Source organism: Azospirillum sp. A1-3 (genome assembly GCF_023806445.1).
Lineage (GTDB): Bacteria > Pseudomonadota > Alphaproteobacteria > Azospirillales > Azospirillaceae > Azospirillum.
Window position 1 is genome coordinate 405,832 of sequence record NZ_JAMSLU010000008.1, and the last position, 25,235, is coordinate 431,066.

A 25,235-nucleotide genomic window follows, 5' to 3' on the forward strand; every position below is an offset into this window, starting at 1 on the left:
GTTGCGCCCGCCCGCCGCCACTCTTGCGGCGGGCGGGCAACCCTCATGACTTGTCGGATACGCCGTCACCGCCAATCTTGATCGGTGCAACGAACCGGAAAAGGCGGCCCGTCCCCATGCGATTGTCATCCCATTCCCGTCCCGCCTTCCCTGGTCGCGGGCGTCTTCTCGTGGTGACGCTGGCCGCCCTGGCGGGCCTATCGGCCTGCGCCGGGTTCGAGCCGGACTACCGCAAGCCGGGCGCCCAGCGCCTGACCGGGCCGGAGCTGTCGACGCTGCTCGGCGGCCACACGCTGAGCATCGTGAATGCACGCGGCAAATCCTACCTGAACCGCTTTTCCAAGGACGGGTCGATCGTCATTTCCGGCGCCAAGGGCAACGAATACGGCCATTGGACGGTGTCGGACGACCGTTATTGCCTGACGCTGGAGATCGATCCGCGCCAGCAATGCATGGAGATCTACAAGCTTCCCGATGGCCGCTACCAGATGGTCAACGCCGACGGGTCGCTGCGCAACACCTTCACGGTGGATTGACGTCAGCCTGACTCGAGTGCGTTGACGGTCAGCCGTCCGGCCGGCCAGGAGCGGACGAGGCCGGCGGCGCGAAGTTCCGGCAGGACGGCGCCGACCTGCTCCGCCGACAGCCCGGTCGCCTGGACGATGGCGGGGCAGGTCTGCGGTCCGCTTGCCAGCGCCGTCAGCACCGCGCCAGCGGTTGCGGACAGTGCGTCAGCTGGGCGTGGCGGGGTGTGGCTGCGGGCGGCGGCGACCATGACCGCGAGCATGCGCAGCTGACCGAGTCGCTGCATCGCCTCCCCGCCCGGATCGTCCTGCAAGGACAGCGCGGTGTGGCAGCGGGCGGTGATCCGGGCGAACACGGCAAGATCGTCGCTCCGGCCGGCGACGATGGCAGCCGCCGCTTCCTGAGCCAACGTCTCCAATTCCGCATCGGCGACCGCCCAATCCCCCCGCTCGACGGCGGCAAGCAGCTCGTCGCCCAGCGTCCGCAAGGCCGCTTCCAACGCGCTCATTCGCTCCCCTCCGGTTCCGGGTCGGGCAGGGCGGGCCAGTCGGCCGGCGTCCAACGGGCGCAGGCATAGCCCGGCGCCGGATCGGCGAGCGGCAGGGTCAGGCAGGCGATGCGCGGGGCGCTGGCCTGGCTCGCCCGCGGCTGGAACAACAGGGCGACGCCGCACGCCTCGATGATCTTGTCCTCTTCGCCGTTGGCGCGGCAGTAGCGGTTGAAGCGGTGCGACAGGGCCATGCTGTTGGCGACGATCACCCGGCAATAGCCGGCGCGCGACGAGGCTCCGCCCTCCTTCGCCTGCCAGCGTTCGGTGGTCAGTCCGCTGTCCATCACCGGGGTGACCAGCCAGTCCACCATCATGCCCGAGGCGATCCAGGCGCTCGGTTCCGTCCGCCCCAGATCCTCGCAGATGGCGACGGCGAGCCGGCCGAGGTCGGGCAGTTCGAACAGGGTGAAGCGGTCGCCGGTCTCGATGTTCTCGCGCGCGCAGTCCAGCAGCCGGCCGTTGCGGTCGCGCAGGTCGTAGGAGCGGCACTGGTCGCTGTCGAGGTCCCAGCAATGCAGCTTGGTCTGGCTGGCGATCACCCGGCCGCAGCGGTCGAGCAGGATCACGCGGTTGCGCGGCCGGCCCTCCACCTCCTCTTTCACGCCGAGCAGGGCATAGCGGATCGGCCCATCCACCGCCTGGGCACGCAGCGCCTGCTGGATCGCCGCCAGCGAGTCGGCATGGACCGAGACCTCCGGGAACAGCACGAAATTGGCGCCCTGTTCTGCCAGCCCGGCGATGGCGTCGGCGGCGCGGCGGCCAAGCGCGCGCGGGGCGGGGTCGTACCAGTCCTCGCCGTCGCGGCGGAACTGGTGGATGGCGAGTTCGTCCTCAGCCTCGGCCAGCGGGACCACGCCGACGATGGGCGTCCAGGCAGGATCGCTCGGGTCCTGGTCGGACACCGCGGCGATGCGCCGGTACTCCACCGCGATGCGCCGTTTCGGATCGCCGTCGCGCTCCGCCTCGATGGTCAGGCTGGGCGGCACCGCCAGCAGGTTGGTGAACAGATCGACGGGATCGAACGCCTCCGGATCGGCGCCGGGTGAAAGGGCGTTGGGCGGTGCCGTCTCGCGGATGTTCATGGCGCGGGCGAGCAGGCCGGGCCGCAGGATCAGCTGCCCGTCGGCCGGATCGGCGTTGAACCGCCCGTCGCGGTTCAGGCGGCGGCGCGCCTCCAGCCGCTCGGCGGGAAGAGGGTCGTCGGCCCGATGGCGATAGCGGCAGGCCAGCGGCGCGAACCATGCGTCGATGGCCTGCGCCGCCGCCAATGTCCGGTCCAACTCCGATCCGGCCCACTCCTCCAGCGCCCGGACACCGGACCGCAGGCGCTCCGCCGCCTCGTCGGCCAGCTGCCCGGCGCGGGCGTGGTCCGCCTCCAGCTTTTCGGCCAGAATGCGGACCTCGTCGCGGCGCTCCTGCAACCGGCGCCACAGGCTCATGAACAGGTCGGCCGGGTGCTGCATCTGGGTCAGGAGCTTGCCGGCTGGACGGCCGCCGGCTGGAACTGCAGGATCTTCGGCGTCCGCATGTCCTCGGCGATGGGGGCGTCGCTGGCCGCACCGCGCATGGCGGAGACGGGGCGGGGGAAGCCGCTGCGGTCGCTGTAGTCCGGCACCGGCAGGCTGCGGTAATGGGCCTCCTCCTGGTGCAGCTTCTGGGCGCAGACGATGTCCACCGCCGTCGCCGCCAGCACGGCGCCGAAGGCGATCCCGGCATTCCCGGCGCGCGGATTGTCCCGCATCCCCTCCGCCAGCGTCGCCATGTCGACGGCGTCGCCGGCGATGCGGCTCCAGATCCAGGGCTTGGGATCGCCAAGAGCCAGCAGGCCGACGCCGGCGGTGATCTCCCGCACGCCATAGGCGCGGATCAGGTTGGTTTTGTCCTCCATCCCCATCCAGCGGGCGATGGTTCGGCCGGCCATCAGCTCGGCGACGCCGAGGCCGATGCTGAACCAGCCCAGCCCGCGGGCGAGGTTGTCTCCGGCCGAGGAGCGGTTGTAATAGGCCATGTCTTCACCTCAGGGCTTGAGGACCACCTTGATGCAGCCGTCCCGCTTGTCGCGGAAGGTCTTGTACATCTCGGGTCCCTGATCGAGCGGAACGGTGTGGGTGATGACGAAGGACGGGTCGATCTGTCCTTCCTGGATCCGGTTCAGCAGATCGTCGGTCCAGCGGTTGACATGGGTCTGGCCCATGCGCCAGGTCAGGCCCTTGTTCATCGCCATGCCGAAGGGCATCTTGTCGATCAGCCCGCCATAGACGCCGGGGATCGACAGCGTGCCGGCCGGGCGGCAGACATAGATCATCTCGCGCAGCACATGGGCGCGGTCCGATTCCAGCATCAGCGCCTGCTTGGCCCGGTCCATCATGCTGTCGATGGTGGCGGTGGCGTGCGCCTCCATGCCGACGGCGTCGATGCATTTCTCCGGACCCTTGCCGCCGGTCAGCTCGTTTAGCCGCTCGACGACGCTCTCCTCCTCGAAATTGATGGTGATGGCGCCGCCGGCCTTGGCCATCGCCAGCCGTTCCGGCACGCGGTCGATGGCGATCACCTGTTTGGCGCCGAGCAGGACGGCGCTGCGGATCGTCATCTGCCCGACCGGGCCGCAGCCCCAGATCGCCACGGTGTCGGTCGGCTGGATGTCGCACTGGGCGGCGGCCTGCCAGCCGGTGGGGAAGATGTCGCCCAGGAACAGAACCTGTTCGTCGGTCAGCCCGCTGGGGACCTTGATGTGGGTGCGGTCGGCCATCGGCACCCGCACATATTCGGCCTGCCCGCCGGCATAGCCGCCGGTCAGGTGGGTGTAGCCGAACAGCCCGGCGGTGGTGTGGCCGAACAGCTTGTCAGCCAGCGCCTTGTTGCGGTTGGAGCGCTCGCAGACTGAATAGTTGCCGCGCTTGCACTGGTCGCATTCGCCGCACCAGATGGTGAAGGGAACCACCACCCGCTCGCCGACCTTCAGCGCGCTCTTGGCGTCGGATCCCACCTCGACGACTTCGCCCATGAATTCATGGCCGACGATGTCGCCCTTCTCCATGCCCGGCATGAAATTGTCGTGCAGGTGAAGGTCGGACCCGCAGATGGCGCAGGTTGTCACCTTGACGATGGCATCGCGCGGATGCTCGATCTCCGGATCCGGGACCGTGTCGCAGCGGATGTCGTTGGCGCCATGCCAGACCAGTGCTCTCATCGATATCTCCCCGACTCTTGCCTTCGTGACGGTCGCGTTCAGCAACAGGACCGGCGGCCGGAGCGTTCCGATGCCGTCCGGTCCTTTGTCGAAAGGCGATGGTCAGAGGATCAGTGCCTTTTCGCGGGCGACGCCGCCCGACATGATGGCGGTCTGGCCGTCGTCCAGGCTGTTGCGCAGGGCGGGGAAGTCGATCTCCTCCTCCTGCCGGATATGGCCGTCGACGATGCGTTTCAGGTCCAGCGCGACGGCGAGCCAGCGCGGATCGTCCTTCGGCGTCTGTTCCAGGTCGAACAGGTGCATCTTCATCTCGGCATGCTCGCCGTAGAGATGCTTGGCGTCCTCCTCCTTCCGCGCCTGGTCGTGCAGCAGCGGATAGACGACGTCCTCCTCCGCCATGGCATGGGCGGCCAGCCGGCGCTTCAGGCGAAGCAGCAGCTGGGTGCGGCGGCCCGGCGCGTCCATCGGGGTCTGCACCATCTCCACCAGCAGCGACTGGATGTGGCGGTGGTCGTCGATCAGCGCGTCGATGCCGTCGCGCCCTGCGGCATGGCGGGCGGTGCCGGCCAACTGCGCCACCACCGGCGGCAGCAGCCGGCTCGCCACCAGCGCCAGCGCCGCCCCGCCGGCCATCATCGCCAGCCCGCGCGCCGACAGCCAGCCCGTATCGTCTCCGTGCGAATAGCCTGCTCCCGAATACCGTGCCATGGCGGGGCTCCTTCCTGCCGGTTGGGTGATCTGGCTCACCAACAGGCGCGCGAGCCCCGGCGTTCCGGCAGGCGTTCCGCTGACCGTCAGCGCGCGGGCAGGGGCGGAGCGGACGGTTGCCGCGACGCCCGCGGCGTATCCGCTGTCGTCACCAGCAGGTGGAGCAGCAGCAGGGCGGTGAAGAACAGGTAGGATTGCAGGACGTTGAGGGGGGTATCGGCAAGCTCGTTCAGGGGATGGAAGAAGTCGTTGCTCACGATCGCGAATCCGATGCCCAGCAGCAGCAGCTTGCCGAGGCCGCGGCGCCGGTCCCGGGCGGCGAGGTCGATCAGGACGAACAGCAGATAGGCGCAAACCGGCAGCAGCACGCCGTAATGCGGGATCCAGGCGATCGGCGTGCCGATGGTGAAGCAGGTGCCGGCCACCAGGAAGGAGGCGATGGGCTGCCGCCGGTCGCCCATTTCGCCGCCGGCCCCGTCCCGGATCCGCCACAGCAGGCCGAACAGGACGAACAGGATGCCGGAGACCAGAGTCGCGCCATGGACGAGCGCATTGTAGGCCGGGAAGGCGCTGCCCCGCCATTCGGCCTCGCCGTTGGTGTTCAACAGCAGGTTGGGACCGTTCTGCAGCAGGCGGTGCAGAAGCCCGTTCAAGGTCTGGTTGGCATAATAGCTTTCGCCATGCTGGCCCAGGAACGACAACACGTCGAGGTAATGCAGCGACGGGCCGAAGCCGTAAAGGGCGCTGGCGGCGGCGAAGCCGGGAATCACCACCGCCGCCCAGCCGATGGCGAACCCCCATTCCCGGCGCAGCAGCGCCCAGATCAGGAAGAGCGACATCTGCGGCTTGATCAGCGTCGATGCGCCGAGCAGCGCGCCGGCGAGCGCCCGCTGGTCGCGCACGTAGAACAGGGTGGCGAAGACGAAGGCGGCGTTCAGCCACACCTGCATCTGGCCGACGGCGAAGGCCTTGACGATCGGGAAGAAGCACAGCGTCGCCACCGCGCCGAGTGCCGCGAGCGTCAGCCGGCTGACCCCGTTGCGCACGGTGTGGTCGAAGCCCATGCGTTCGGCCAGTTCGCGCATCAGCAGCGCCATGCCGCCGGCGGTGGCGACGACCATCAGCAGGTTGATCAGGGCATAGATCCGCAGATGGAGCAGACCGAGCGCGGACATCGCCTCCAGCACCAGCAGCGAGGTCAGCGGATATTGGAACTTCACATGCTTGGTGAAGAAGATGGCGTCGTAGACGTTGCCTTGCCCATTGTCATGCAGCCAGGTGAAGGCCGTCATCATGGGTTCCCAGGAATCGAGCGGCAGGTGTTCCGGCGACTTGCCCAGGATCAGAAGCAGGACGTCCCAGACCGTGGTGTCGAGCGCTGCATCCAGAAAGGGCCTGAGAACGACGCCGAGCAGCGTGTCGACACTGAGAACGAACAGAAACGCGACGGACAGCATCCAGGCGGCGAAGCGGTGGTTGCCGATAACGCCAACCGCCGCACCGCCGCCATTGCTCAAGGGCCCATCCCCCAAGGGCCCATCCAATGATCCGTCTGCCGCGCTTGCGAATTCCTTCGAGTCCATCGGCGACCACTCCCTGGCGTTGTGCCCGGCTTCAACTGCCGGCAGGTCCGCGAAACTATGCCAGAGCACTGCGGATGGGGAATGTGCCCCGCCCGTGCCGGATGGGAGTAATGCCATTAAACGCCAGACACCCGCGGCGGTAGCAAGCTACCCCGCCGCGGCGGCGCCGGCGCGTTCGGAGGAAGAAAGAAGGGGCGGGAAGCAGGGGGCTCGCGCGGAATCGCTCAGCCCGGCTTTCCCGCTTCCCGGTTGCGCGGCCGCTTGCCGGCATCCTCCTTCGGGGTCGGCGGGGCGGCGTGCTGGTCGGGCAGATCGCGGCGCTGGCCGGTGCCCTCGCCGACGGTGACGGTGGTCGACGGCCCGCCGCCGACGGTGTGCGGCAGGTCGTCGGAACTGCCGGTGCCGACGCCCATGCCCTGGCCGGCGCGGCCGGGAGTGACCGGTCCGCCCCCCTGGGCGCCCGGCTTGGGGCTGTCGGCGTTGGAGACGTGCCGGTCCTGATCCTGATTCCTGGACTTGTCCATCTGGTTCTCCCGGTTTTGGTTGTCCTTCGGCCAACATCCCGTCCCGGCCGGAGTTCCGGCACCGGCCAGACGGACAGGGACCGGAACGCCCGCATGCCGCCACGGTTTTCTGTCGGCGGCGGTCACGGCGACCGCGGAATCATGGAGACAGCCGAACCGCCGCCGCAGACCACGGAGACACCATGTCGGCACAACGCCCGCCCACCTATCCGCCGCCCCAGGCCAGCGGTCTCAGCGCGGTGCTGGAGCGCAACATCCACGCATTGCAAGCCCGCCGCAAACGGGAGGAGGTGGAGGCGACGCTGCAGGACCGCATCGCCGATACCGTCACCCGCTTCACCGGCAGCATGCGCTTCGTCTATCTGCACCTGATCCTGTTCGGCGGCTGGATCCTGATCAATCTGGGTTGGCTGCCCATCGTCAAGCCGTGGGATCCGTCCTTCGTCGTGCTGGCGATGATCGCGTCGGTGGAGGCGATCTTCCTCTCCACCTTCGTCCTCATCAGCCAGAACCGCATGGCCGCGGTGTCGGACAAGCGCGCCGACCTCGACCTGCAGATCAGCCTGCTGGCCGAGCATGAGGTGACGAAGCTGGTCACGCTGGTCTCCGCCATCGCCGGCCATCTGGGGGTGGAGACGGAGGTCGACGCCGAACTGGACGTCATCCGCCAGGATGTCGCCCCCGATGCCGTGCTGGATGAAATCGAAGCGACCCAGGCAAAGAACGAACAGGAGTGAATCGCCCGCCGCCGCCGGTCTTCCGGCAACCCGCCGTTGCCGAACGCATGGAGGTTATGCGTTTAGGGAATCCCTTGTTTCTGCTTGAATTATTGTTCTTGGGCCGGAAAGTATTCTAAGGTCAAACTCCCCACAATTTCGGGTCCGGCACAGGAGCCGTCCCGACAGAGACCAGCTTCAGGCCCCGGTGACCCGACGGTGATGGCGTCCTCTCACATAATCGTCGGTGGCGCCACCTGGTTCTACCTGTCGAGCCGGTACGGGATGACCTTCGACGCGGTCGCCTTCGGCGCGGCGATTCTGGGGGCGCTGGCGCCGGACATCGACCATCCGAAGTCGACGCTGGGGCAGATGGTCAAGCCGCTGTCCACCGCGATCTCCAACATCTTCGGTCATCGCGGCGTCACCCATTCGGCGCTGGCCATCGCCGGCTGCCTGTGGGTCCTGCACGAACATGCCGCCTACCAGCGCCTGCTGATCCCCTTCATTGTCGGCTATCTCACCCATCTGGCCGGCGACCTGCTGACCCCGGCCGGCCTGCCGCTGCTGTGGCCGATCAAGCGGCGGCGCAATTTCGCCCTGCCGATCCTGAAGACCGGCGGTTTTTCCGAACAATTGGCGGTGACGCTGATGGCGGGCTGGATGATCTCCGGCCTGTTCGCCAACGGCTGGCCGGAATTCCCGCTGCAACGGCCCTGGCGCTCTGTCGTCGCAGCGGCGCAGACCTATCTGGGGGAGAGCGGCATGGAGAAGGCCGCGCCGCCGATCCCCGTGCGCAAGCCGCCGGAAACCAGCCGGCCCAAGCCGCTGAAGGGCTGAACCCCGGCCGTTCGGGTGTTCGGTCCATTAATCCATCGAATTTGCGGAATCCTGCCGGACATTCCCCCTGTACCGTCGGCGGGAAGCCATCACTGCCGACTTTTATTCGGTAAAAACGGATACTCCCGCCGTGTGGCCGCGAAAACCGGCCGGATGTTCTGAGATTTTGCCGCAGTGCTCATAATTCATTCTGCGTGAGCGCCTATAATCGGAATTTAAATCGGAGAAATGGCGAAAATACCAGTTGGAAAGGAACCCGGAAAATCGGTTAGCCTGACAGGCATCGGATCGGCCTCCGCAACCCGTCGGACAGGTGCCGCTCCACGCCCCCCGACCAGAGCCAGCCACGCGATGAACCAGATGACCGACCCGAGCGCCGCCCCCGCCTCCGAGCCGTCCCTCTCCAGTGGAACCGGCCCCTTCGCCGCCTTCGCCCCCGTCGTTCGTCCGGCCAGCCCGTTGCGTCAGGCGATCACCGCCGCCTATCGCCGGCCGGAGCCGGACTGCGTGGCGTGGCTGGTCGATCAGGCGACGCTGCCGGCCGAGGTGACCAATGCTGCGGCCCAGACCGCCCGCACGCTGATCGCCGCGTTGCGCGCCAAGCCGCAGGGACGCGGGGTGGAGGGGCTGATCCACGAATACAGCCTGTCGAGCCAGGAAGGCGTCGCGCTGATGTGTCTGGCGGAGGCGCTGCTGCGCATTCCCGACCGCGCCACCCGCGACGCGCTGATCCGCGACAAGATCGCCGGCGGCGACTGGCGCGCCCATCTCGGCAACAGCCCGTCGCTGTTCGTCAACGCCGCGACCTGGGGGCTGCTGGTCACCGGCAAGGTCACGGGTGTGCTGGCCGACAGCTTCGGCGGCGAGCAGGCGCTGTCCTCGGCGCTGACCAAGCTGATCCTGCGTGGTGGCGAGCCGCTGATCCGCCGTGGTGTCGACATGGCCATGCGGATGATGGGCGAGCAGTTCGTCACCGGCCAGACCATCGACGAGGCTCTGTCCAACAGCCGCAAGATGGAGGCGGAAGGCTTCCGCTATTCCTACGACATGCTCGGCGAAGCGGCGACCACCGCCGCCGATGCCGACCGCTACTACGCCGACTACGAGAAAGCCATCCACGCCATCGGCAAGGCGTCGGCCGGGCGCGGCATCTATGACGGCCCCGGCATCTCGATCAAGCTGTCGGCCCTGCATCCGCGCTATTCGCGCGCCCAGGCCGACCGCGTGATGGCCGAACTGCTGCCGCGCGTCACCGAACTGGCCCGGCTGGCCCGCAGCTACGACATCGGCCTGAACATCGACGCCGAGGAGGCCGACCGGCTGGAGCTGTCGCTCGACCTGCTGGAAGCGCTGTGCTTCGATCCGGACCTGAAGGGCTGGAACGGCATCGGCTTCGTCGTCCAGGCCTATGGCAAGCGCTGCCCCTATGTCATCGACTTCGTCGTCGATCTGGCCCGGCGCAGCGGCCACCGGCTGATGGTCCGTCTGGTGAAGGGCGCCTATTGGGACAGCGAGATCAAGCGCGCCCAGGTCGACGGGCTGGAGGATTTCCCGGTCTACACCCGCAAGCTGCACACCGACGTGTCCTATGCCGCCTGCGCCCGCCGGCTGCTGTCGGCGCCCGACGCGGTGTTCCCGCAGTTCGCCACCCACAACGCGCAGACGCTGGCGACCATCTACCAGATGGCCGCGCATCTGAACGGCGCGTTCAAGGTCGGCCAGTACGAGTTCCAGTGCCTGCACGGCATGGGCGAGCCGCTCTATAAGGAAGTGGTCGGCCCGCTGAAGCGGCCCTGCCGCGTCTATGCCCCGGTCGGCACGCACGAGACGCTGTTGGCCTATCTCGTCCGCCGCCTGCTGGAGAACGGTGCCAACAGCTCCTTCGTCAACCGCATCGCCGACAAGAGCGTGTCGATCGACGATCTGGTCGCCGACCCGGTGGCCCAGGCCCGCGCCGCCCTGCCGGTGGGCGAGAAGAACCCGCTGATCGCCCTGCCCAAGGATCTCTACGGCGCGGAGCGGGCGAACTCCGCCGGTCTCGACCTGTCGAACGAAACCACGCTGGCCGACCTCTCCGCCGCGATGCGCGACAGCGCCGCCGTGACCTGGACCGCCGCCCCGCTGCTGGCGGATGGCGAACGTCATGGCGAGCGCCAAGGCAAGGCCCAGCCGGTGCTGAACCCGGCCGACCACCGCGACGTCGTCGGAAGTTGCGTCGAGGCCAGCCCGGCCGACATCGCCGACGCCTTCCTGTTCGCCGAAGCCGCAGCCCCGGTCTGGGCCGCCACCCCGCCGGCCCAGCGCGCCGCCTGCCTGTTCCGCGCCGCCGACGAGATGCAGGCGCGCATGCCGACCCTGCTGGGCCTCATCATCCGCGAGGCCGGCAAGTCCACCGCCAACGCCATCGCCGAGGTGCGCGAGGCCATCGACTTCCTGCGCTATTACGGCGCCCGCGTCCGCGACGGCTTCGACAACGGTACGCACCGTCCGCTGGGCCCGGTGGTCTGCATCAGCCCATGGAACTTTCCGCTCGCCATCTTCTCGGGCCAAGTCGCCGCGGCGCTCGCCGCCGGCAACCCGGTGCTGGCCAAGCCGGCGGAGGAAACCCCGCTGATCGCGGCGGAGGCCGTGCGCATCCTGCACGCCGCCGGCGTTCCCGCCGGTGCGGTCCAGCTTCTGCCCGGCGCGGGGGAGGTCGGCGCCGCCCTGGTCGGCCATGCCGGCACCCGCGCGGTGATGTTCACCGGCTCCACCGAAGTGGCCCGCCTGATCCAGCGCCAGCTGGCCGGGCGCCTGTCGCCGGACGGCGCGCCGATCCCGCTGATCGCCGAAACCGGCGGTCAGAACGCCATGATCGTCGACAGCTCCGCCCTGGCGGAGCAGGTGGTCGGCGACGTCATCGCCTCCGCCTTCGACAGCGCCGGCCAGCGCTGCTCGGCCCTGCGCATCCTCTGCCTGCAGGAGGATGTCGCCAACCGCACCCTGACCATGCTGAAGGGCGCGATGCGCGAGCTGCGCCTCGGCAGCCCCGACCGTCTCGCCATCGACGTCGGTCCCGTCATCACGGCGGAGGCGCGCGACGGCATCACCCGCCATATCGAGGCGATGCGGGCCAAGGGCCGCCGGGTGGAGTCGCTGCCGCTGCCGCCGGAGACCGCCAACGGCACCTTCGTCGCACCGACCATCATCGAGATCGACGGCATCGCCGACCTTCAGCGCGAGGTGTTCGGCCCGGTCCTGCATGTGCTGCGCTTCCGCCGCGATGATCTGGACCGGCTGGTCGACGCCATCAACGGCACCGGCTATGGCCTGACCTTCGGCCTGCACACCCGCATCGACGCCACCATCGACCGCGTGACCAGCCGGATCGAGGCCGGCAACCTGTACGTCAACCGCAACACCATCGGCGCGGTGGTCGGCGTACAGCCCTTCGGCGGCCATGGCCTGTCCGGCACCGGCCCGAAGGCCGGCGGCCCGCTGTACCTGTCCCGCCTGCTGTCCGTACGTCCGTCCCTGGAGCTGGGCATGCGCGGCAGCGACGCCGTACGTGCGCCGGCGCATGCGCTGGCCGACTGGTTGGCCGACCAGGGCAAGGCGGACATCGCCACCAACGTCCGGGCGCTGGCGAAGCGCTCCCCTGTCGGCGGCAGCGTCGAACTGGCCGGTCCGGTGGGTGAGCAGAACATCTACAGCCTGATCCCGCGCGGCCGAATCCTGCTGCTGCCGCAGACGGAGGAGGGGCTGTACCGCCTGCTGGGCGCGGCGCTCGCCACCGGCAACGAGGTGGTGGTCGACGGCGACGGCACCGTCACCGCCGGCCTGAAGGGTCTGCCGGCCGAGTTTGCCGCCCGCGTTCGGGTGACAGCGGCCTGGACCGGCTTCGGCCCGTTGGCCGGTGCGCTGGTGGAGGGTGACTCCGCCCGTCTGCTGGCCGCCAACCGCCGCATCGCCGAACTGCCCGGCCCCATCGTCCTGACCCAAGGCGTGCCAATGGGCGGCAAGGGTGTGGAGATCGCCTGGCTTATGAACGAGCGCTCCGTCAGCACCAACACCACCGCCGCCGGCGGCAACGCCAGCCTCGTGGCGATGAGCTGAGAACGGGAAGGGGAAATCCCCCTCTCCCCGCTATCGCGCAAACTTCGTTTGCGCTGTCGCGACAGGCGGATCAAAGATCCGCCGAAAGCGGGGAGAGGGTCGGGGTGAGGGGGATGCATTGCGTGGATCTGGTGGGGAGTGGGGAGTGGGCGATTCTTGAAGATCCTCGCCGCGCACCCCCCTCACCCTAACCCTCTCCCCGGGGGGGGGAGGGGATTTCAGCAAGCGTCCGGCGCAGCCGCTCCGCCGTTTCGGCATCGGCCGGAAAGAACGCCTCGATCGCCAGTTCCGACAGCGTGACATCCACCGCCGTCCCGAAGACGGTGGTCGTGCTGAACAGGCTCAGCAAACCAACGGACGTGTGCAGCCGCAGCGGCACCACCACGTCGGGATGGTGCCCAGCCTCGCCACCGCCATCATCCAATGACGAGGCCGGCGCCGGATACCCCTGCAACTCGCTGCGCAGAGCCACCAGCACCGGATCGGCGCTCGCTTCGATCTGGCGGGTCAGGCGGGACAGCACATGCTCCCGCCATTGCGCCCAGTTGCCGATGCGGCCGGCCAGCCCCTCGGGATGCAGGCTGAGGCGCAGGACATTGACCGGCCCCGCCAGCAACTCCGCCGACACCCCCTCCAGCAGCGGCGCCACCGCCCGGTTCGCCGCCAGCAGGTGCCAATGCCGGTCCACCGCCAGCGCCGGAAAAGGTTCGTGCCCGGTCAGCACCAGATCCACCGCCTTGCGCGCCGCTTCCATCGCCGGATTGTCCAGGCTGTGTTCGCTGTAGACCGGGGCGAAGCCGGCGGCGACCAGCAGGGCGTTGCGGTCCCGCAACGGCACGTCCAGCCGTTCCGCCAGATGGATCAGCATGCCCCGGCTCGGCTGCGACCGGCCGGTTTCCAGAAAGCTGACATGCCGGGTGGAGATGTCCGCCTCGCAGGCGAGATCGAGTTGGCTGAGGCCGCGCCGCTGCCGCCAGGAGCGCAGCAGGGCGCCGACCGGCGGACCCGCCGGTGCCCTGCCGTTGCGGCCGGTGGTCTGAGAGGTGCCATGGGGCATGGGACGTGCTCCGAACCGGGATCTTCTGCCATCGTTGCCGTCATCCGCGGGCGAAGGCCAGCAGTTCCGCGTTGAAGCGGTCGCGGAGGGTGATGAACAGGCCGTGCGGCGCCCCCTCGTAGAAGGACAGCGTGGCGTTCGGCATCAGCGCCACCGTGCGTTCGGCGAGCGCCAGCGGCGTCGTCACGTCGCGGTCGCCATGGACGACCAGCGTCGGCACGGCGATGGCCGGCAGCTCCTTGCGAAAATCGGCCGAGGTGATGGCGCGGTTGCACTCCAGCAGGGCCAACAGCGAGGATTGCAGCGCCATGTCCACGATCCACCCCTTCATCTCCGCCGAGGTCTCCTCGTTCACGAAGGGGTCGATGTTGTCGCCGAGCCATTTCGGGAAATCTCGCAGCAGCTGCTCCGTCCGGAACGCCTCGAACAGCGCCGGATCGACGCCGTCCGGGTTGTCGTCGGTGCGCGCCATCAGCGGTGTGATGGTTCCCACCATCACCACGCCTTTCACCCGCCCGGAGCCATGCCGGGTCAGATAGCGCACGATCTCCCCCGTCGCCATCGAATGGCCGACCAGCGTCACGTCGCGCAGATCCAGCCCGTCGATCAGAGCGGCGATGTCATCCGCCAGCCGGTCGAAGCCGTAGCCGGACGGTGACTCGTCCGATTTCCCATGGCCGCGGCGGTCGAAGGCGATGCAGCGGCAGCCCTGTTCGGACAGCGGCGCCATCTGATAGGCCCAGGCGTCGGAGGTCAGCGACCAGCTCGACACGAACAGGATCGGCTGGCCGCCCTCTTTCTTGCCCCAATCGCGGTAAAACAGGCGCACGCCGTCGTCGGTCTGGAAGAAGCCCATGATCGATCTCCCTGCGAAAGAATTGCGGTTCAGGCCGTCGGCATCTGGTCGAGGAAGCCGGTGACGCTGCGCAGCCGGCCGTCCGCCGCCAGCAGGGCGAAATCGGTGCCGCGGGCGAGCGGCTCGCCGCCCTCCGGCCCCAGCGCCCAGGAGAAGCGCAGCCGGTCATTGTGCCCGTCCACAGCCCCGAGCAGGCTGAAGCGCAGGCCGGGGAACTGCCGCTGCACCGCGTCGATCAGTGCGTCCAGCCCATCATGGCCGCTCACCTCCGCCAGCGGGTCGAGATAGCTGGCATCCTCGCTCCAACCCTGCGCGATCAAGGCGCGGCGCTGCTGCGGGTCGGTCTCGTTCCAGGCGGCGATGTAGAGGTCGGCGATTGCGGCGGGGGTGTGGGTCGCGTCGGTCATCGTCAGGTCCCTTTCTCGGTCCGTTGTCCTGGCCGCCGGATTGTCCCGGCGAACCCAGAATTGCCCGATGGCGGGAGCTGAATCGATTACGTGCCAGGTAATGCCGTACACGAATGATCCCGCGGCGCGCGCATGCCTGCCATCACCGTCGCACTGCGGTACGCATGCCCGCGATCCGGCTAAGGTCCACAACCATCACCTTTGCCGTCACCGCCGCCGTTCGGATCCTTCATGCGTCTCATCTTCCTGCTCGGCCTCGCCGGCTTTGCCAGCGCCTTTTCCCTGCGCACCACCGATCCGATGCTGACGCTGATCGCCGACGATCTCGGCGTGACGGTGCGGCAGGCGGCGCTTCTGGCCTCCGCCTACACGTTGCCCTATGCGCTGATGCAGATCGTGCTGGGGCCGGTCGGCGACGCCATCGGCAAGTCGCGGCTGGTCCGGCTTGCCCTGTCGGTCCTGACCGTCGGCCTTGTGCTGTCCACCATGGCGCCGAGCTACGGCACGGTGATGGCCGGGCGCGTCCTTGCCGGCGCCTTCGCCGGCGGCATCATCCCGGCCTCCATGGCGCTGATCGGCGACCGCGTGCCCTATGAGGAGCGCCAGATCGCCATCAGCCGCTTCCTGCTGGCTGTGATCCTCGGGCAGATGTCGGGCTCCGCCGTCTCAGGCGCCTTGGCCGAGGCCTTCGGCTGGCGCATGGTGTTCGGCCTGTCCGCCGGGCTGACCGCGCTGATCTGCGTCGCCGCCCTCATTGGCTTGGCGCGCGAGGTGGAGACCCGCTCCCCCCTGTCGGTGGCGGATGCGCAGCAGCGCTATGCCACCGTGCTGACCAACCCGGCCTCCCTGTTCGTCTTCGCCACTGTGGCGGCGGAAGGGCTGCTGATCTTCGGCGTCTTCCCCTTCGTGGCGCCGGTGCTGATCGAACATGGCGCGGCCGGAGCCTTCCAGGCCGGGCTGACCATCGCCGCCTTCGCCATCGGCGGCGTCGCCTACAGCGCCGTGGTGCGGCGGCTGATCGCCTCGCTCGGCCAATGGGGCATGATGAAGGCCGGCGGTCTGGCGGCCGGTCTCGCCTATCTGGTCATCGCCTTCCCGGTGCCCTGGCCGGTGGTGAGCCTGTGCTTCCTGGTCGCCGGCTTCGGCTTCTACATGCTGCACAACACCATGCAGACCCAGGCGACGGAGCTGGCGCCGACCGCCCGCGGATCAGCGCTGGCCCTGTTCGCGTCGAGCTTCTTCATCGGCCAGGGGATCGGTCCTGTGCTGTACGGCACCATCTCCACCCACACCGGCTTCGGCCCGCTGTTCCTCGGCGTCGGCGCGCTGACCGCCGGTCTGGGCTTCGCCTCGGCCCGGCTGATCCAGCGGGGGCGGGCGTAGGCCCCGTTACAAACAAGCCCTGATATAGGGCCGGTTCGCCTCCCACAGCTCGTCCAGGATGGCGACGGCTGCCGTGCTGGAGTTGATGACGGGATCGATCAGCAGGGCCTGCAGCGCCAGCTCCTTCGATCCGCGCAGCGCCGCCTCCACCGACAATTGCTGCACGTTGGCCTGGACCGACAGCAGCTTGACGATACCGTCGGGCAGGCGGCCGAGCGAGATCGGGTGGACGCCGGCGGCGTCTGCCACCAGCGGCACCTCCACCGCCAGCTCGTCGGGCAGGCCGGGGATCACGCCGCGGTTGATGACGATGCCGCTCTCGATGAAGCGCTTCTGGTTGTGCAGTTGCCCGGCGATCACCGCCACCGCCCGCTCGCCCCAGGACGGCTTGGTCCAGTCGTCGGGGATCGGCTTGCTGCCGTCGATGACGCCGTCCATCAGGTCGCGCAGGATGACGCGGCCCTCTTCGTCATGCTTGAAGTCGAAGCCATGCTCCCCGGCCTCCCAGCCATAGGGCAGGAACTCACCGGTGTGGTCGTCGCTGGGGGTGACCCACAGGCCGAAGGCGTGGAACAGGCGCCGCGCCAGCGGGGTGAAGGACGGGTCGTGCGTCGCCTCCTTCTCCCGCAGCAGCGGGTAGAGGTCGCGCCCCGTCGCCTTCTCGCGGATCGCGGTCAGCCATTGGAAATGGTTCAGCCCGGCGCCCCAGACATCGACCTCCTTCTCCGCCATGCCCAGGATCTGGCAGATGAACCAGCGCGCCAGAAAGATGCCGTGGCAAAGCCCCAGCGTCCGCACGGAGGTGCAGCGCGACAGGCCCAGGACGATGCGGCTTTCCGGATTCGACAGGTTGATGAACAGTGCGTCCGGGCAGATCGCCTCGACGTCGCGGACGATGTCGACGATCAGCGGCAGGGTGCGCAGGGTGAAGAACAGACCGCCGGGACCGCCGTTCTCGCCCAGCGTGTGGCGGATGCCGTGCTTCTTCGGCACCTCGAAATCCAGCCTCCACAGCCGGTTGCGGTCGATGGCGATGGCGCACAGCACGAAACCGGCGCCCTGCAGGGCCGCTTTGCGGTCGGTGGTCTTCTCGATGGTGATGCCGGCGTCACCGTGGCGGTTCATCACCTCGGCCAGCGCCGCCATGCGGTCGAGCGCCTCGGGGTTGGTGTCGACCAGCGTCAGGGTGCTGCCGGCCAGTTCGGTGGTGGAAAACAAATCTTGGAACAGGCTGAGCCCGAAGGCGGCGCTGCCGGCGCCGATGAAGACGATTTTCGTGGTGTTGGGCATGTCGGGTTTCCTCCGTGGTCGGAGCGGCTGACCGCCGTCTTATCGGAACAGGCTACGCCTTTCGGAGAGGTCCGCACAGTACTCGCGTGCACTCGCTCCCGGATGCGCCACCGCGTCGCGCCCACATCATTCGCATGCTTGTCCCATGGCGAAGACGGTCCGGCTGCGGCATGCTGGGAAAAACGAATGTCTCCGTGGGAGGATAGCAATGGACAGTTTCAGCCAGCCCGTGTCCCAGGCCGCCGATGCCAGACCGCTGAGTTTCCCGCCAGATTTCCGTTGGGGCGCGTCCACCGCCTCCTACCAGATCGAAGGCGCGGTGGCGGAGGACGGGCGCGGGCCTTGCGTGTGGGACACCTTCACCGCGCAAGGGCGCATCATGGACGGCAGCAGCGCCGCCGTCGCCTGCGACCATTACCACCGCTATCCGGAAGACATCGCGCTGATGAAGGCGGCGGGCTTCGACAGCTACCGCTTCTCCATCGCCTGGCCGCGCATCCTGCCGACGGGGACCGGGGCGGTGGAGACGCGTGGCCTCGATTTCTACGACCGGCTGGTCGACGGGCTGCTGGAGGCCGGGATCACGCCGATGGCCTGCCTCTATCACTGGGACCTGCCGCAGCCGCTGGAGGATGCCGGCGGCTGGCAGGGGCGGGAGATCATCGGCCCCTTCGCCGACTACGCCCGCATCGTCGCCGCCCGGCTGGCTGACCGGGTCAAGACCTGGATGATGCTGAACGAGCCGAACGTGGTCGCCATCTTCGGCTATGGCGTGGGGGAGCACGCCCCCGGCCACAAGTTGGGCGAACAGGGCATCCTGCGGGCTCTGCACCACCAGAATCTGGCGCAGGGCGCGGCGTTGCGCGCCATCGCGGCGGAGCATTCCGGCCTGACGCTGGGCACCGTCCTGAACCTGCAGCCAGCCGTTCCCGACAGTGACCGGCCGGAGGACGTGGCCGCCGCCGCCCGCTGGGACGCGGTGTGGAACCGGGTGACGCTGGACGGGGTGATGCGCGGGCAGATCCCGGCGCTGCTGGCCGACCGGATGGCGGATTTCGTGCTGCCCGGCGACGAGGAGGCGATCCGCTATCCCATCGACCTGCTGGGCATCAACTACTACTCCCGCATGACGATGAAGCATGAGGAGGGCCGGCCCTTCAATGTCGGCTGGGGCGAGGCGCAGTGCCGGCGCTGGACCGGCATGGCCTGGCCGGTGCAGCCGGAGGGGCTGTACGACCTGCTGACCGAATTCCGCACCGACTACGGCAACCCCGCCGTCTTCATCGCGGAAAACGGCTGCGCCTATGACGACATCGTGACGCCGGACGGCCAGATCCACGATGCCGAGCGGGTGCTGTACTACCGCGAGCATCTGGAATCGGTGGCGAAGGCGCTGGCCGACGGCTGCAACGTGAAGGGCTATCTGTGCTGGAGCCTGCTGGACAACTTCGAATGGGCCTTCGGCCTGTCGAAGCGGTTCGGCATCGTGCGGGTCGATTATGATACGCTGGAACGCACGCCGAAGGACAGCTATCGCTTCCTTGCCGAGGTTGTGAGAACGGGGAGGCTTTAACCCTTCTTTCGCCCCTGACCCTGTACTTTTGGCGATAGACGTCCTATTCGTTAGCCATACGGACGTTAAGGATTGAGGGCGGGAGCCCGGGATGGGCGACATGACCGACGACACAGACGGCAAGACCGACGGCGGCAAAACCGGCGGTGACCAATCCGCCGCCGGCAGGCCGGACAATGGCGCACCGGGCTTTACCCGCCGCTTCCTGATGCTGGCGGGCGGCTATTGGTTCGGACGGACCCGGGTGACCGTCTGGGCGATGACCGTGGCGCTGGTCGTGCTGACGATCGGGCAGGTGTCGATCCCGGTGCTGATCAATCTGTGGAGCGAGCGGCTGTTCGACGCGCTCGAACAGCGCTCCATGGACCGGTTGATGACCATGATCGGCCTGGTCGGGCTGATCATCGTCTACAACATCGTCATCGTTGTGCTGCATCTGCGGGTGAAGCGCCGGTTGCAGATGGGCTGGCGCGACTGGCTGACGCGCAAGCTGCTGGAGGACTGGCTGCGCCGCGGCCGCCACCACCAGATCGCCTATCTGCCGGGCGAGCACGACAACCCCGACGGCCGCATCGCCGAGGACATCCGCATCACGGCGGAGGTCGCCATCGACCTCGGCCATTCGCTGACCTACTGCGCGCTGCTGCTGGTCAGCTTCACCAACATCCTGTGGATGCTGTCCGGCACCCTGACGGTCACGGTCTTCGGGTCCGAGCTGTCGGTGCCGGGCCATCTGCTCTATGTGGCGCTGATCTATGCCGTGGTGGGCACCAGCATCGCCATGCTGATCGGCCAGCCGCTGGTCAACGCCGTCAACCGCCGCCAGGGCTACGAGGCCGATTTCCGCTTCGCGCTGGCCCGCATCCGCGAGAACGGCCAGACCATCGCGCTGCTGCACGGAGAATCGGCCGAGCGCGGACATCTCACCGGCCTGTTCGCCGGGGTGGCGCGGGGCTGGAACCGCCAGACCGCGGCGCTCGCCAATATGATGGTGTTCAGCGCCAGCTATTCCGTGCTGTCGGCGGCTTTTCCGATCCTGGTCGCCGCCCCCCGCTATATCACCGGCGCCATCACGCTGGGCGTGCTGATGCAGACGGCGCAGGCCTTCCAGCAGACGGTGGGCGCCCTGTCCTGGCCGATCGACAATCTGCCGCGGGCCGCCGAATGGCGCGCGTCGGTGGAACGCGTGCTGAACCTGCACGACGCGCTGGTTCGGCTGGACCGCGAGGTCTGCGACGTCCCGGACGGCCATATCCAGGTCGTGCGCGCGGACGAGCACAAGTCCCTGACCTTCACCGGCGTCGCCATCGACGAGCCGAACGGCACTGCCGTGGTCCATTCCTTCGATCTGGAGGTGCGGCCGGGCGACCGCGTGCTGATCGGCGGCGACGCGACGGCGACCATCCGCCTGTTCCGTGCCGTGGCCGGCGTCTGGCCCTGGGGCCGCGGGCTCATCACCCTGCCGGCCCACACCCGCGTCTTCTTCATGCCCGAGCGTCCCTATCTGCCGCATGCCACCCTGCGCGCGGTGCTGGCCTATCCCGGCACGGCCTCGTCGTTGGCCGACGACAAGGCGGCCGACGCGCTGGTCAGCGTCGGGCTGCCCGACCTCGTCGACCGGCTCGACAGCCTCGACCGTTGGGACGAGGTGCTGTCGGTGCCCGAACGCCAACGCCTGGGCTTCGCCCGGCTGCTGATCCGCCGCCCCGACTGGATCTTCCTGGAGGACGCCACCGACAGCCTCGACCCCCCGGCGGAGGAGGAGCTGCTGACGCTGATGGAGCGGGAACTGCCGAACGCCACCCTGTTGACCATCGGCCACCACGCCGGGCTGGACGCCCACCACGGCCGCAAGCTGGTGCTGGAGCGCACCAACGGCGCCGTCACCCTGCGCGAGGAGGTGCGGGAGGTCCTGCCGGCGACGGAAAGCGCGGCCTGACTCTCCCCGCTCCCGAACCTTGGGCGCGAACCTTGGAACCGATCCAAAAAGCTGCCACACTGCGCGGCGGACACCGTTCGCACCCACAGCATCGCCGCCCCGCACAACCATGGACATGAGCGTGAAGAAGACCAGCATCAACGCGGCATGGCGGGGGCTGGCGAACTGCCGGGGGTGCGGCATCCGGGAGTCGGCGCTGTTCGCCGATCTGACCGAATCCGATTTCAACCTGATCCACCTGCCGATCGACGAGATGACGGTGGCGCCGGGCGCCGCGCTCTACCATGTCGGCGACGAGCCGGCCGCGCTCTTCACCGTGCGCGGCGGGCTGGTGAAGCTGGTGCAGTATCTGCCGAATGGCGGCCAGCGCATCGTCCGGCTCCTGCGCACCGGCGACACCGCCGGGCTGGAGGCGGCGCTGGGCGAGCCCTACCGCCACACCGCCATTGCCATCCACCCCGTCCTGACCTGCCGCATCCCCCGCGCGGTGATCCAGCGCCTGTCGGAGGAGACGCAGCACCTGCACCAGCAACTGATGCGGCGCTGGCATCAGGCGGTGGAGCGGGCCGACGCCTTTCTGGTCGAACTCGGCACCGGCAGCGCCAGGGCGCGGGTCGCCCGGCTGTTCCTGACCCTGGTGGACGACCAGGGCGAATGCGACTTCTTCGGGCGGGAGGATGTCGGCGCCGTGCTGGGCATCACCACCGAGACCGCCAGCCGCGTCGTCGCCGAACTGAAGCGGCAAGGCCTGCTGGACGAGCTGCGGCCCAACCGCTTCCGCTGCGACGTGGACGCCCTGCGCGAGCTGGCGGACGGGCCGTAGCCCGCCCCCCTGGATCCGAACGCCGTCCTCAGGCCGCCCGCATCTCCTCCACCAGCCCGTCGACCTGACCGGCCAGCGTCCGCAGTTGATCCTGCACGGTGGAGGAGGCCGACAGCACGCGGTTGGCCGACTCCCCCGACTCGCGCGCCGCATCGGCGACGGAGTCGATGTTGCCGCGCACATGCTGGGTGCTGTCCGCCGCCTCGCCGACATTGCGGGCGATCTCGCGGGTTGCGGCGCTCTGCTGTTCCACCGCGGCGGCGATGGTGGCGGCGATCTCGTTCACTTCGCGGATGGTGCCGGCGATGGAGCGGATGGCGTCCACCGCCTCCTGGGTCACCGATTGCATGGCGGCGATCTGGGCGGAGATGTCCTCCGTCGCCTTGGCGGTCTGGGTGGCGAGGCCCTTCACCTCGCTTGCCACGACGGCAAAGCCCTTGCCGGCTTCCCCGGCGCGCGCCGCCTCGATCGTCGCGTTCAGCGCCAACAGGTTGGTCTGGCCGGCGATCGACTGGATCAGCCCGACCACCTCGCCGATGCGGCCGGCGGTCTGGGCCAGCCCTTCAACCGTGCGGTCGGTGCGTTCGGCCTCGTCCGCCGCCTTGCGGGCGATCTGGCTGGAGGCATGGACCTGGGTGCCGATCTCCTGGATCGAAGCCGACAGTTCCTCCGTCGCCGCGGCGACCGCCTTGACGTTGCCCTCCGCCTGCTGCGAGCTTCCGGCGGCGGTCGTCGCCTCCCCGGCGGTCAGGTCGGCGCTGCGGGTCATGCGCTCGGCCATGTCCTGCATCTCGCCGGCCGCCTGGGCGACGCGGTCGAGCACGCCGCGGACGCTGCTCTCGAAATTCTCCGCCATCTCGACCATGGCGCGGCGGCGTTCGCCGGCGGCCCGGCCGCGTTCGGCCTCCGCCCGCGCATTGGCGGCGTTCGCCTCGTTGGCGGTGTCGCGGAAGATCATCAGGGCGCGGGTCATGTCGCCGATCTCGTCCGCCCCGGCGGCGGGGATCGGCGCATCCAGCCGGCCCTCGGCGATCTCCCGCATGGCGTCGGACAGCGCGCTCAGCCGGGCGACGATGTGGCGGCCGACCACCAGCCAAGCCAGCGCTGCGGCGCCGATCAGGCTGCCGACGGCGAACAGGATCAGCATCTTGCGGCCGGCGGCGATGGTGCCTTCGGTGCCGGTCACCGCCGCCTTCGCCTGGTCCCGCATGGCGGCGATTTCGCGGTCGACGGTAGCGGCGAAGCGCTGGGCCAGCAGCCGGTTCTCGGCCAGCATCCGCTCGGTGTCGGCCGCCGCCGCCAGTTCGGCGCGGCGCAGGGCGATCACCCCTTCCTCGCCGCGGCCGAAGCCGATCAGCGCCTTCGCCAGCGCCGTCAGCACCTCGGTGCCGGCGGTATCGTCGCCGGACTGCCCGCGCAGGGTGCCGACGCGCTCATAAAGCGACGAGGACGCGGCGGTGAAGCGCTTTTCCAGGAGATCCAGGCGGGCGGCGTCGGGGGCCTGCGCCGCCTCGTTCAGCGCGCCGGTCAGGGCGGTGCCGTAGGTCGACAGCTCCAGATTGGTGCGGAAGCGCTCCAGCCCGCTGCCCAGCAGGTCCTGCACCGCCTCCTGCACCTGCGAGCGGATGTCGAAATTGGCGCGCTTGATGTCGCTCTGCACCTTGCGCAGCGGCGCCTTCAGCCCGTCGAGCAGTTGGGCGGCCTGCGTCCTGGCGGCGGTCAGTCGCTCGGCCAGCCGGCGGTCGACCGCCCCGCTGCTGTTTTCGGTGCCGTCCAGGGCGGCGCGGCGCAGGTCGAAAACATTGTCCTTGCCATAGCCGAACAGGAACAGCGCGTCGATCTTGCCGGCGGTGTCGGGGGCCAAGCGGTCGCCCAGCGTGCCGAGGGTCCCCGTCACCTGCGACGACGCCTCCAGATAGGATTGCTGCAGCTCGCCGATGGTCTTGGCGTCCTGCGCCGTGCCGGAGCGGTTCATGGCGTCGAGCGCGCCGGCGATGCCGCTGCGCAGATCATAGAGCGCGATCATCGACCGCACGGCGTCGGACAGCGTCCCCATGTCGCGATCGGTGCCGCCGTCCAGCGCCATGCCCTTCTGCTGCAAGGCCTCTCCGGCGCCATCGACCAGCGGCGCCAGCGTCTTGAGGAAGCCGTCATAGGTCTGGGCCAGCCGGGTGGACGCGGCCTCGCGCCGGTCATGCACGGACAGGCGCCGTGCCACGCCGTCGTTGATACCGTCCAGCGTGGCGATCAGCGCGTTGCCGGTCTCGCGCACCTCCGTCAGCAGCGGGTCCTGCGGCCGGCGCCCGGCCAGCTCGTCGACCAGCGACAGGAAGCCGCGGGCGCGTTCCTTGGCTTCGGTCCGGATGCGCTCCCGCTCCTCCTGGCTGGCGGCGCCGTCCAGGGTGGGGGCGGCCGAGGCAATGGCGCCGCTTGCGCCGGCCAGCCGGGTCGCCAGTTCCATCTCCGGCAGGCTGGTGTCGGCGATCTGCGCCATCGGCCGCTCCACCGCGGAGAAGGACATCAGGCCGACGGCGCTGGCCGCCACCGTCATCGCCGCCATGCCGGCGAAGGACAGCATCAGCTTTGCCCGCACGCCGAGACGGCGCCCGGTTTTGGCTGCGCCGGACTGTGGGACGGCGGGTGCGGCAGTGGTCATGGCGTCGGTTTCCCCACAAAGCAGGTAAGGGTGGGCTGGTAAGGGCAGGCAGGTAAGGGCGGATATGGTCGCTGCCGGCCGCAAGCCCGCATTGTGCGCAATCATGGAGCTGCAAGCTTCAAGACGTGCTTGCGACCATCGGCCACACCGGCCCTTGCATGATTTTCGAGGCGGTGAGCAGCCGTCAATCTCTTTTCCGCTAACTCGAAAAGATAGTCATAGACCTTCCGATATGCGGAAAACCCGACCATCGCGGGTGTGATAATTTCTTCGACGGGAAACTCCGTAACCCGCTTCCGAACTGCCAAGCCCAGGTCTATGCGCGTGGATCATAGCCATAGCGGGCAGCACGAAAGGCATCCCGGCCATCGACCGACCCTATCCCTGTGCTTACCCCCACCGGTGAAAAACCGATCACTTGGATAGCGGGACGGCCATACCGATGCCGAGTGGAAGCACCGGGGTGGCGTGGCTAGCTTGGGATCAGCACGTTACCCAAGGGATTTCGAGAATGCCGCAG

Annotated in this window: 20 protein-coding genes; 8 read left to right on the forward strand and 12 right to left on the reverse strand. The window is 68.7% G+C overall.

The genetic code is table 11. The features are described from left to right. Positions 1–116 precede the first annotated feature (116 nt). Entirely contained in the window at positions 117–536 is a 420-nt protein-coding gene (locus M5E06_RS34865) for a hypothetical protein (RefSeq protein ID WP_252142165.1), read from the forward strand. Positions 537–538: 2 nt separating this feature from the next. On the opposite strand, the gene M5E06_RS34870 is transcribed toward M5E06_RS34865, so the two are convergent. The 7 genes from M5E06_RS34870 to M5E06_RS34900 form a co-directional block, all read right to left on the reverse strand. After that, entirely contained in the window at positions 539–1,033 is a 495-nt protein-coding gene (locus tag M5E06_RS34870; protein WP_252142166.1) for a DprA-like winged helix domain-containing protein, read from the reverse strand. Beyond that, positions 1,030–2,538: a nitrilase-related carbon-nitrogen hydrolase gene (locus M5E06_RS34875; protein ID WP_252142167.1), complete on the reverse strand. Its 1,509-nt coding sequence runs from the start codon at positions 2,536–2,538 to the stop codon at positions 1,030–1,032. Before M5E06_RS34875 ends, M5E06_RS34870 begins: the two co-directional genes overlap by 4 nt. A 5-nt stretch (positions 2,539–2,543) precedes the next feature. Continuing rightward, complete coding sequence (locus M5E06_RS34880; RefSeq protein ID WP_252142168.1) at positions 2,544–3,083, reverse strand: cyclase dehydrase; 540 nt, start codon at positions 3,081–3,083, stop codon at positions 2,544–2,546. 9 nt (positions 3,084–3,092) lie between these two features. Continuing rightward, on the reverse strand, positions 3,093–4,265 hold the full coding sequence (locus M5E06_RS34885; protein WP_252142169.1) for a zinc-dependent alcohol dehydrogenase: 1,173 nt from the start codon (positions 4,263–4,265) through the stop codon (positions 3,093–3,095). A 102-nt stretch (positions 4,266–4,367) separates the two neighbouring features. Continuing rightward, on the reverse strand, positions 4,368–4,973 hold the full coding sequence (locus M5E06_RS34890) for a hemerythrin domain-containing protein (protein WP_109073613.1): 606 nt from the start codon (positions 4,971–4,973) through the stop codon (positions 4,368–4,370). Positions 4,974–5,059: 86 nt separating this feature from the next. Continuing rightward, positions 5,060–6,490, reverse strand: coding sequence for a glycosyltransferase family 87 protein (locus tag M5E06_RS34895; RefSeq protein ID WP_252142170.1), 1,431 nt, complete (start codon positions 6,488–6,490; stop codon positions 5,060–5,062). A gap of 290 nt (positions 6,491–6,780) precedes the next feature. Continuing rightward, complete coding sequence (locus tag M5E06_RS34900; protein ID WP_252142171.1) at positions 6,781–7,080, reverse strand: hypothetical protein; 300 nt, start codon at positions 7,078–7,080, stop codon at positions 6,781–6,783. A 182-nt stretch (positions 7,081–7,262) separates the two neighbouring features. On the opposite strand from M5E06_RS34900, the gene M5E06_RS34905 reads away from it, so the two are divergent. The 3 genes from M5E06_RS34905 to putA all read left to right on the forward strand — a co-directional run bounded on the left by M5E06_RS34905 (position 7,263) and on the right by putA (position 12,731). Beyond that, positions 7,263–7,817 (forward strand): DUF1003 domain-containing protein, encoded by a 555-nt coding sequence (locus M5E06_RS34905; RefSeq protein WP_109152327.1) that lies wholly within the window; start codon positions 7,263–7,265, stop codon positions 7,815–7,817. A 201-nt stretch (positions 7,818–8,018) separates the two neighbouring features. Next, the gene (locus M5E06_RS34910) at positions 8,019–8,636 is read left to right on the forward strand and encodes a metal-dependent hydrolase (protein ID WP_109073610.1); all 618 of its coding nucleotides are present in this window, start codon (positions 8,019–8,021) and stop codon (positions 8,634–8,636) included. Positions 8,637–8,996: 360 nt separating this feature from the next. Then, positions 8,997–12,731, forward strand: coding sequence for a trifunctional transcriptional regulator/proline dehydrogenase/L-glutamate gamma-semialdehyde dehydrogenase (gene putA, locus M5E06_RS34915; protein ID WP_252142172.1), 3,735 nt, complete (start codon positions 8,997–8,999; stop codon positions 12,729–12,731). Between the two features lie 187 nt (positions 12,732–12,918). On the opposite strand, the gene M5E06_RS34920 is transcribed toward putA, so the two are convergent. From M5E06_RS34920 to M5E06_RS34930, 3 genes are read right to left on the reverse strand one after another with little or no spacing between them, the layout of a single operon-like run. Beyond that, positions 12,919–13,788, reverse strand: coding sequence for a helix-turn-helix domain-containing protein (locus M5E06_RS34920; protein WP_252142173.1), 870 nt, complete (start codon positions 13,786–13,788; stop codon positions 12,919–12,921). A gap of 40 nt (positions 13,789–13,828) precedes the next feature. After that, positions 13,829–14,644, reverse strand: a complete 816-nt coding sequence (locus tag M5E06_RS34925; protein ID WP_252142174.1) for an alpha/beta fold hydrolase — start codon at positions 14,642–14,644, stop codon at positions 13,829–13,831. A gap of 29 nt (positions 14,645–14,673) precedes the next feature. Then, positions 14,674–15,051: a nuclear transport factor 2 family protein gene (locus M5E06_RS34930; protein ID WP_252142175.1), complete on the reverse strand. Its 378-nt coding sequence runs from the start codon at positions 15,049–15,051 to the stop codon at positions 14,674–14,676. A 231-nt stretch (positions 15,052–15,282) separates the two neighbouring features. Between M5E06_RS34930 and M5E06_RS34935 the strand changes: the two genes are divergently transcribed. Beyond that, positions 15,283–16,434: an MFS transporter gene (locus tag M5E06_RS34935; protein WP_252142176.1), complete on the forward strand. Its 1,152-nt coding sequence runs from the start codon at positions 15,283–15,285 to the stop codon at positions 16,432–16,434. A gap of 6 nt (positions 16,435–16,440) precedes the next feature. On the opposite strand, the gene M5E06_RS34940 is transcribed toward M5E06_RS34935, so the two are convergent. Beyond that, a complete protein-coding gene (locus M5E06_RS34940; RefSeq protein ID WP_252142177.1) occupies positions 16,441–17,724 on the reverse strand; it encodes a family 4 glycosyl hydrolase in 1,284 nt (427 codons plus the stop codon). A 208-nt stretch (positions 17,725–17,932) separates the two neighbouring features. On the opposite strand from M5E06_RS34940, the gene M5E06_RS34945 reads away from it, so the two are divergent. The 3 genes from M5E06_RS34945 to M5E06_RS34955 all read left to right on the forward strand — a co-directional run bounded on the left by M5E06_RS34945 (position 17,933) and on the right by M5E06_RS34955 (position 22,059). Beyond that, positions 17,933–19,297 (forward strand): GH1 family beta-glucosidase, encoded by a 1,365-nt coding sequence (locus tag M5E06_RS34945; protein ID WP_252142178.1) that lies wholly within the window; start codon positions 17,933–17,935, stop codon positions 19,295–19,297. 100 nt (positions 19,298–19,397) lie between these two features. After that, positions 19,398–21,236, forward strand: coding sequence for an ABC transporter ATP-binding protein/permease (locus M5E06_RS34950; RefSeq protein WP_252142179.1), 1,839 nt, complete (start codon positions 19,398–19,400; stop codon positions 21,234–21,236). 115 nt (positions 21,237–21,351) lie between these two features. Next, positions 21,352–22,059, forward strand: coding sequence for a Crp/Fnr family transcriptional regulator (locus M5E06_RS34955; protein ID WP_246457956.1), 708 nt, complete (start codon positions 21,352–21,354; stop codon positions 22,057–22,059). 28 nt (positions 22,060–22,087) lie between these two features. Here the strand turns inward: M5E06_RS34955 and M5E06_RS34960 are convergent, their stop codons facing one another. Continuing rightward, on the reverse strand, positions 22,088–24,715 hold the full coding sequence (locus M5E06_RS34960) for a methyl-accepting chemotaxis protein (protein WP_252142180.1): 2,628 nt from the start codon (positions 24,713–24,715) through the stop codon (positions 22,088–22,090). Positions 24,716–25,235: the final 520 nt, after the last annotated feature.

Coding starts and splice junctions, on each gene's coding strand:
- M5E06_RS34865 (WP_252142165.1), top strand. CDS start 117: ATGCGATTGTCATCCCATTCCCGTCCCGCCTTCCCTGGTCGCGGGCGT.
- M5E06_RS34910 (WP_109073610.1), top strand. CDS start 8,019: ATGGCGTCCTCTCACATAATCGTCGGTGGCGCCACCTGGTTCTACCTG.
- M5E06_RS34905 (WP_109152327.1), top strand. CDS start 7,263: ATGTCGGCACAACGCCCGCCCACCTATCCGCCGCCCCAGGCCAGCGGT.
- M5E06_RS34880 (WP_252142168.1), bottom strand. CDS start 3,083: ATGGCCTATTACAACCGCTCCTCGGCCGGAGACAACCTCGCCCGCGGG.
- M5E06_RS34950 (WP_252142179.1), top strand. CDS start 19,398: ATGACCGACGACACAGACGGCAAGACCGACGGCGGCAAAACCGGCGGT.
- M5E06_RS34935 (WP_252142176.1), top strand. CDS start 15,283: ATGCGTCTCATCTTCCTGCTCGGCCTCGCCGGCTTTGCCAGCGCCTTT.
- M5E06_RS34920 (WP_252142173.1), bottom strand. CDS start 13,788: ATGCCCCATGGCACCTCTCAGACCACCGGCCGCAACGGCAGGGCACCG.
- M5E06_RS34955 (WP_246457956.1), top strand. CDS start 21,352: ATGAGCGTGAAGAAGACCAGCATCAACGCGGCATGGCGGGGGCTGGCG.
- M5E06_RS34875 (WP_252142167.1), bottom strand. CDS start 2,538: ATGCAGCACCCGGCCGACCTGTTCATGAGCCTGTGGCGCCGGTTGCAG.
- putA (WP_252142172.1), top strand. CDS start 8,997: ATGACCGACCCGAGCGCCGCCCCCGCCTCCGAGCCGTCCCTCTCCAGT.
- M5E06_RS34890 (WP_109073613.1), bottom strand. CDS start 4,973: ATGGCACGGTATTCGGGAGCAGGCTATTCGCACGGAGACGATACGGGC.
- M5E06_RS34885 (WP_252142169.1), bottom strand. CDS start 4,265: ATGAGAGCACTGGTCTGGCATGGCGCCAACGACATCCGCTGCGACACG.
- M5E06_RS34960 (WP_252142180.1), bottom strand. CDS start 24,715: ATGACCACTGCCGCACCCGCCGTCCCACAGTCCGGCGCAGCCAAAACC.
- M5E06_RS34945 (WP_252142178.1), top strand. CDS start 17,933: ATGGACAGTTTCAGCCAGCCCGTGTCCCAGGCCGCCGATGCCAGACCG.
- M5E06_RS34930 (WP_252142175.1), bottom strand. CDS start 15,051: ATGACCGACGCGACCCACACCCCCGCCGCAATCGCCGACCTCTACATC.
- M5E06_RS34940 (WP_252142177.1), bottom strand. CDS start 17,724: ATGCCCAACACCACGAAAATCGTCTTCATCGGCGCCGGCAGCGCCGCC.
- M5E06_RS34925 (WP_252142174.1), bottom strand. CDS start 14,644: ATGGGCTTCTTCCAGACCGACGACGGCGTGCGCCTGTTTTACCGCGAT.
- M5E06_RS34870 (WP_252142166.1), bottom strand. CDS start 1,033: ATGAGCGCGTTGGAAGCGGCCTTGCGGACGCTGGGCGACGAGCTGCTT.
- M5E06_RS34900 (WP_252142171.1), bottom strand. CDS start 7,080: ATGGACAAGTCCAGGAATCAGGATCAGGACCGGCACGTCTCCAACGCC.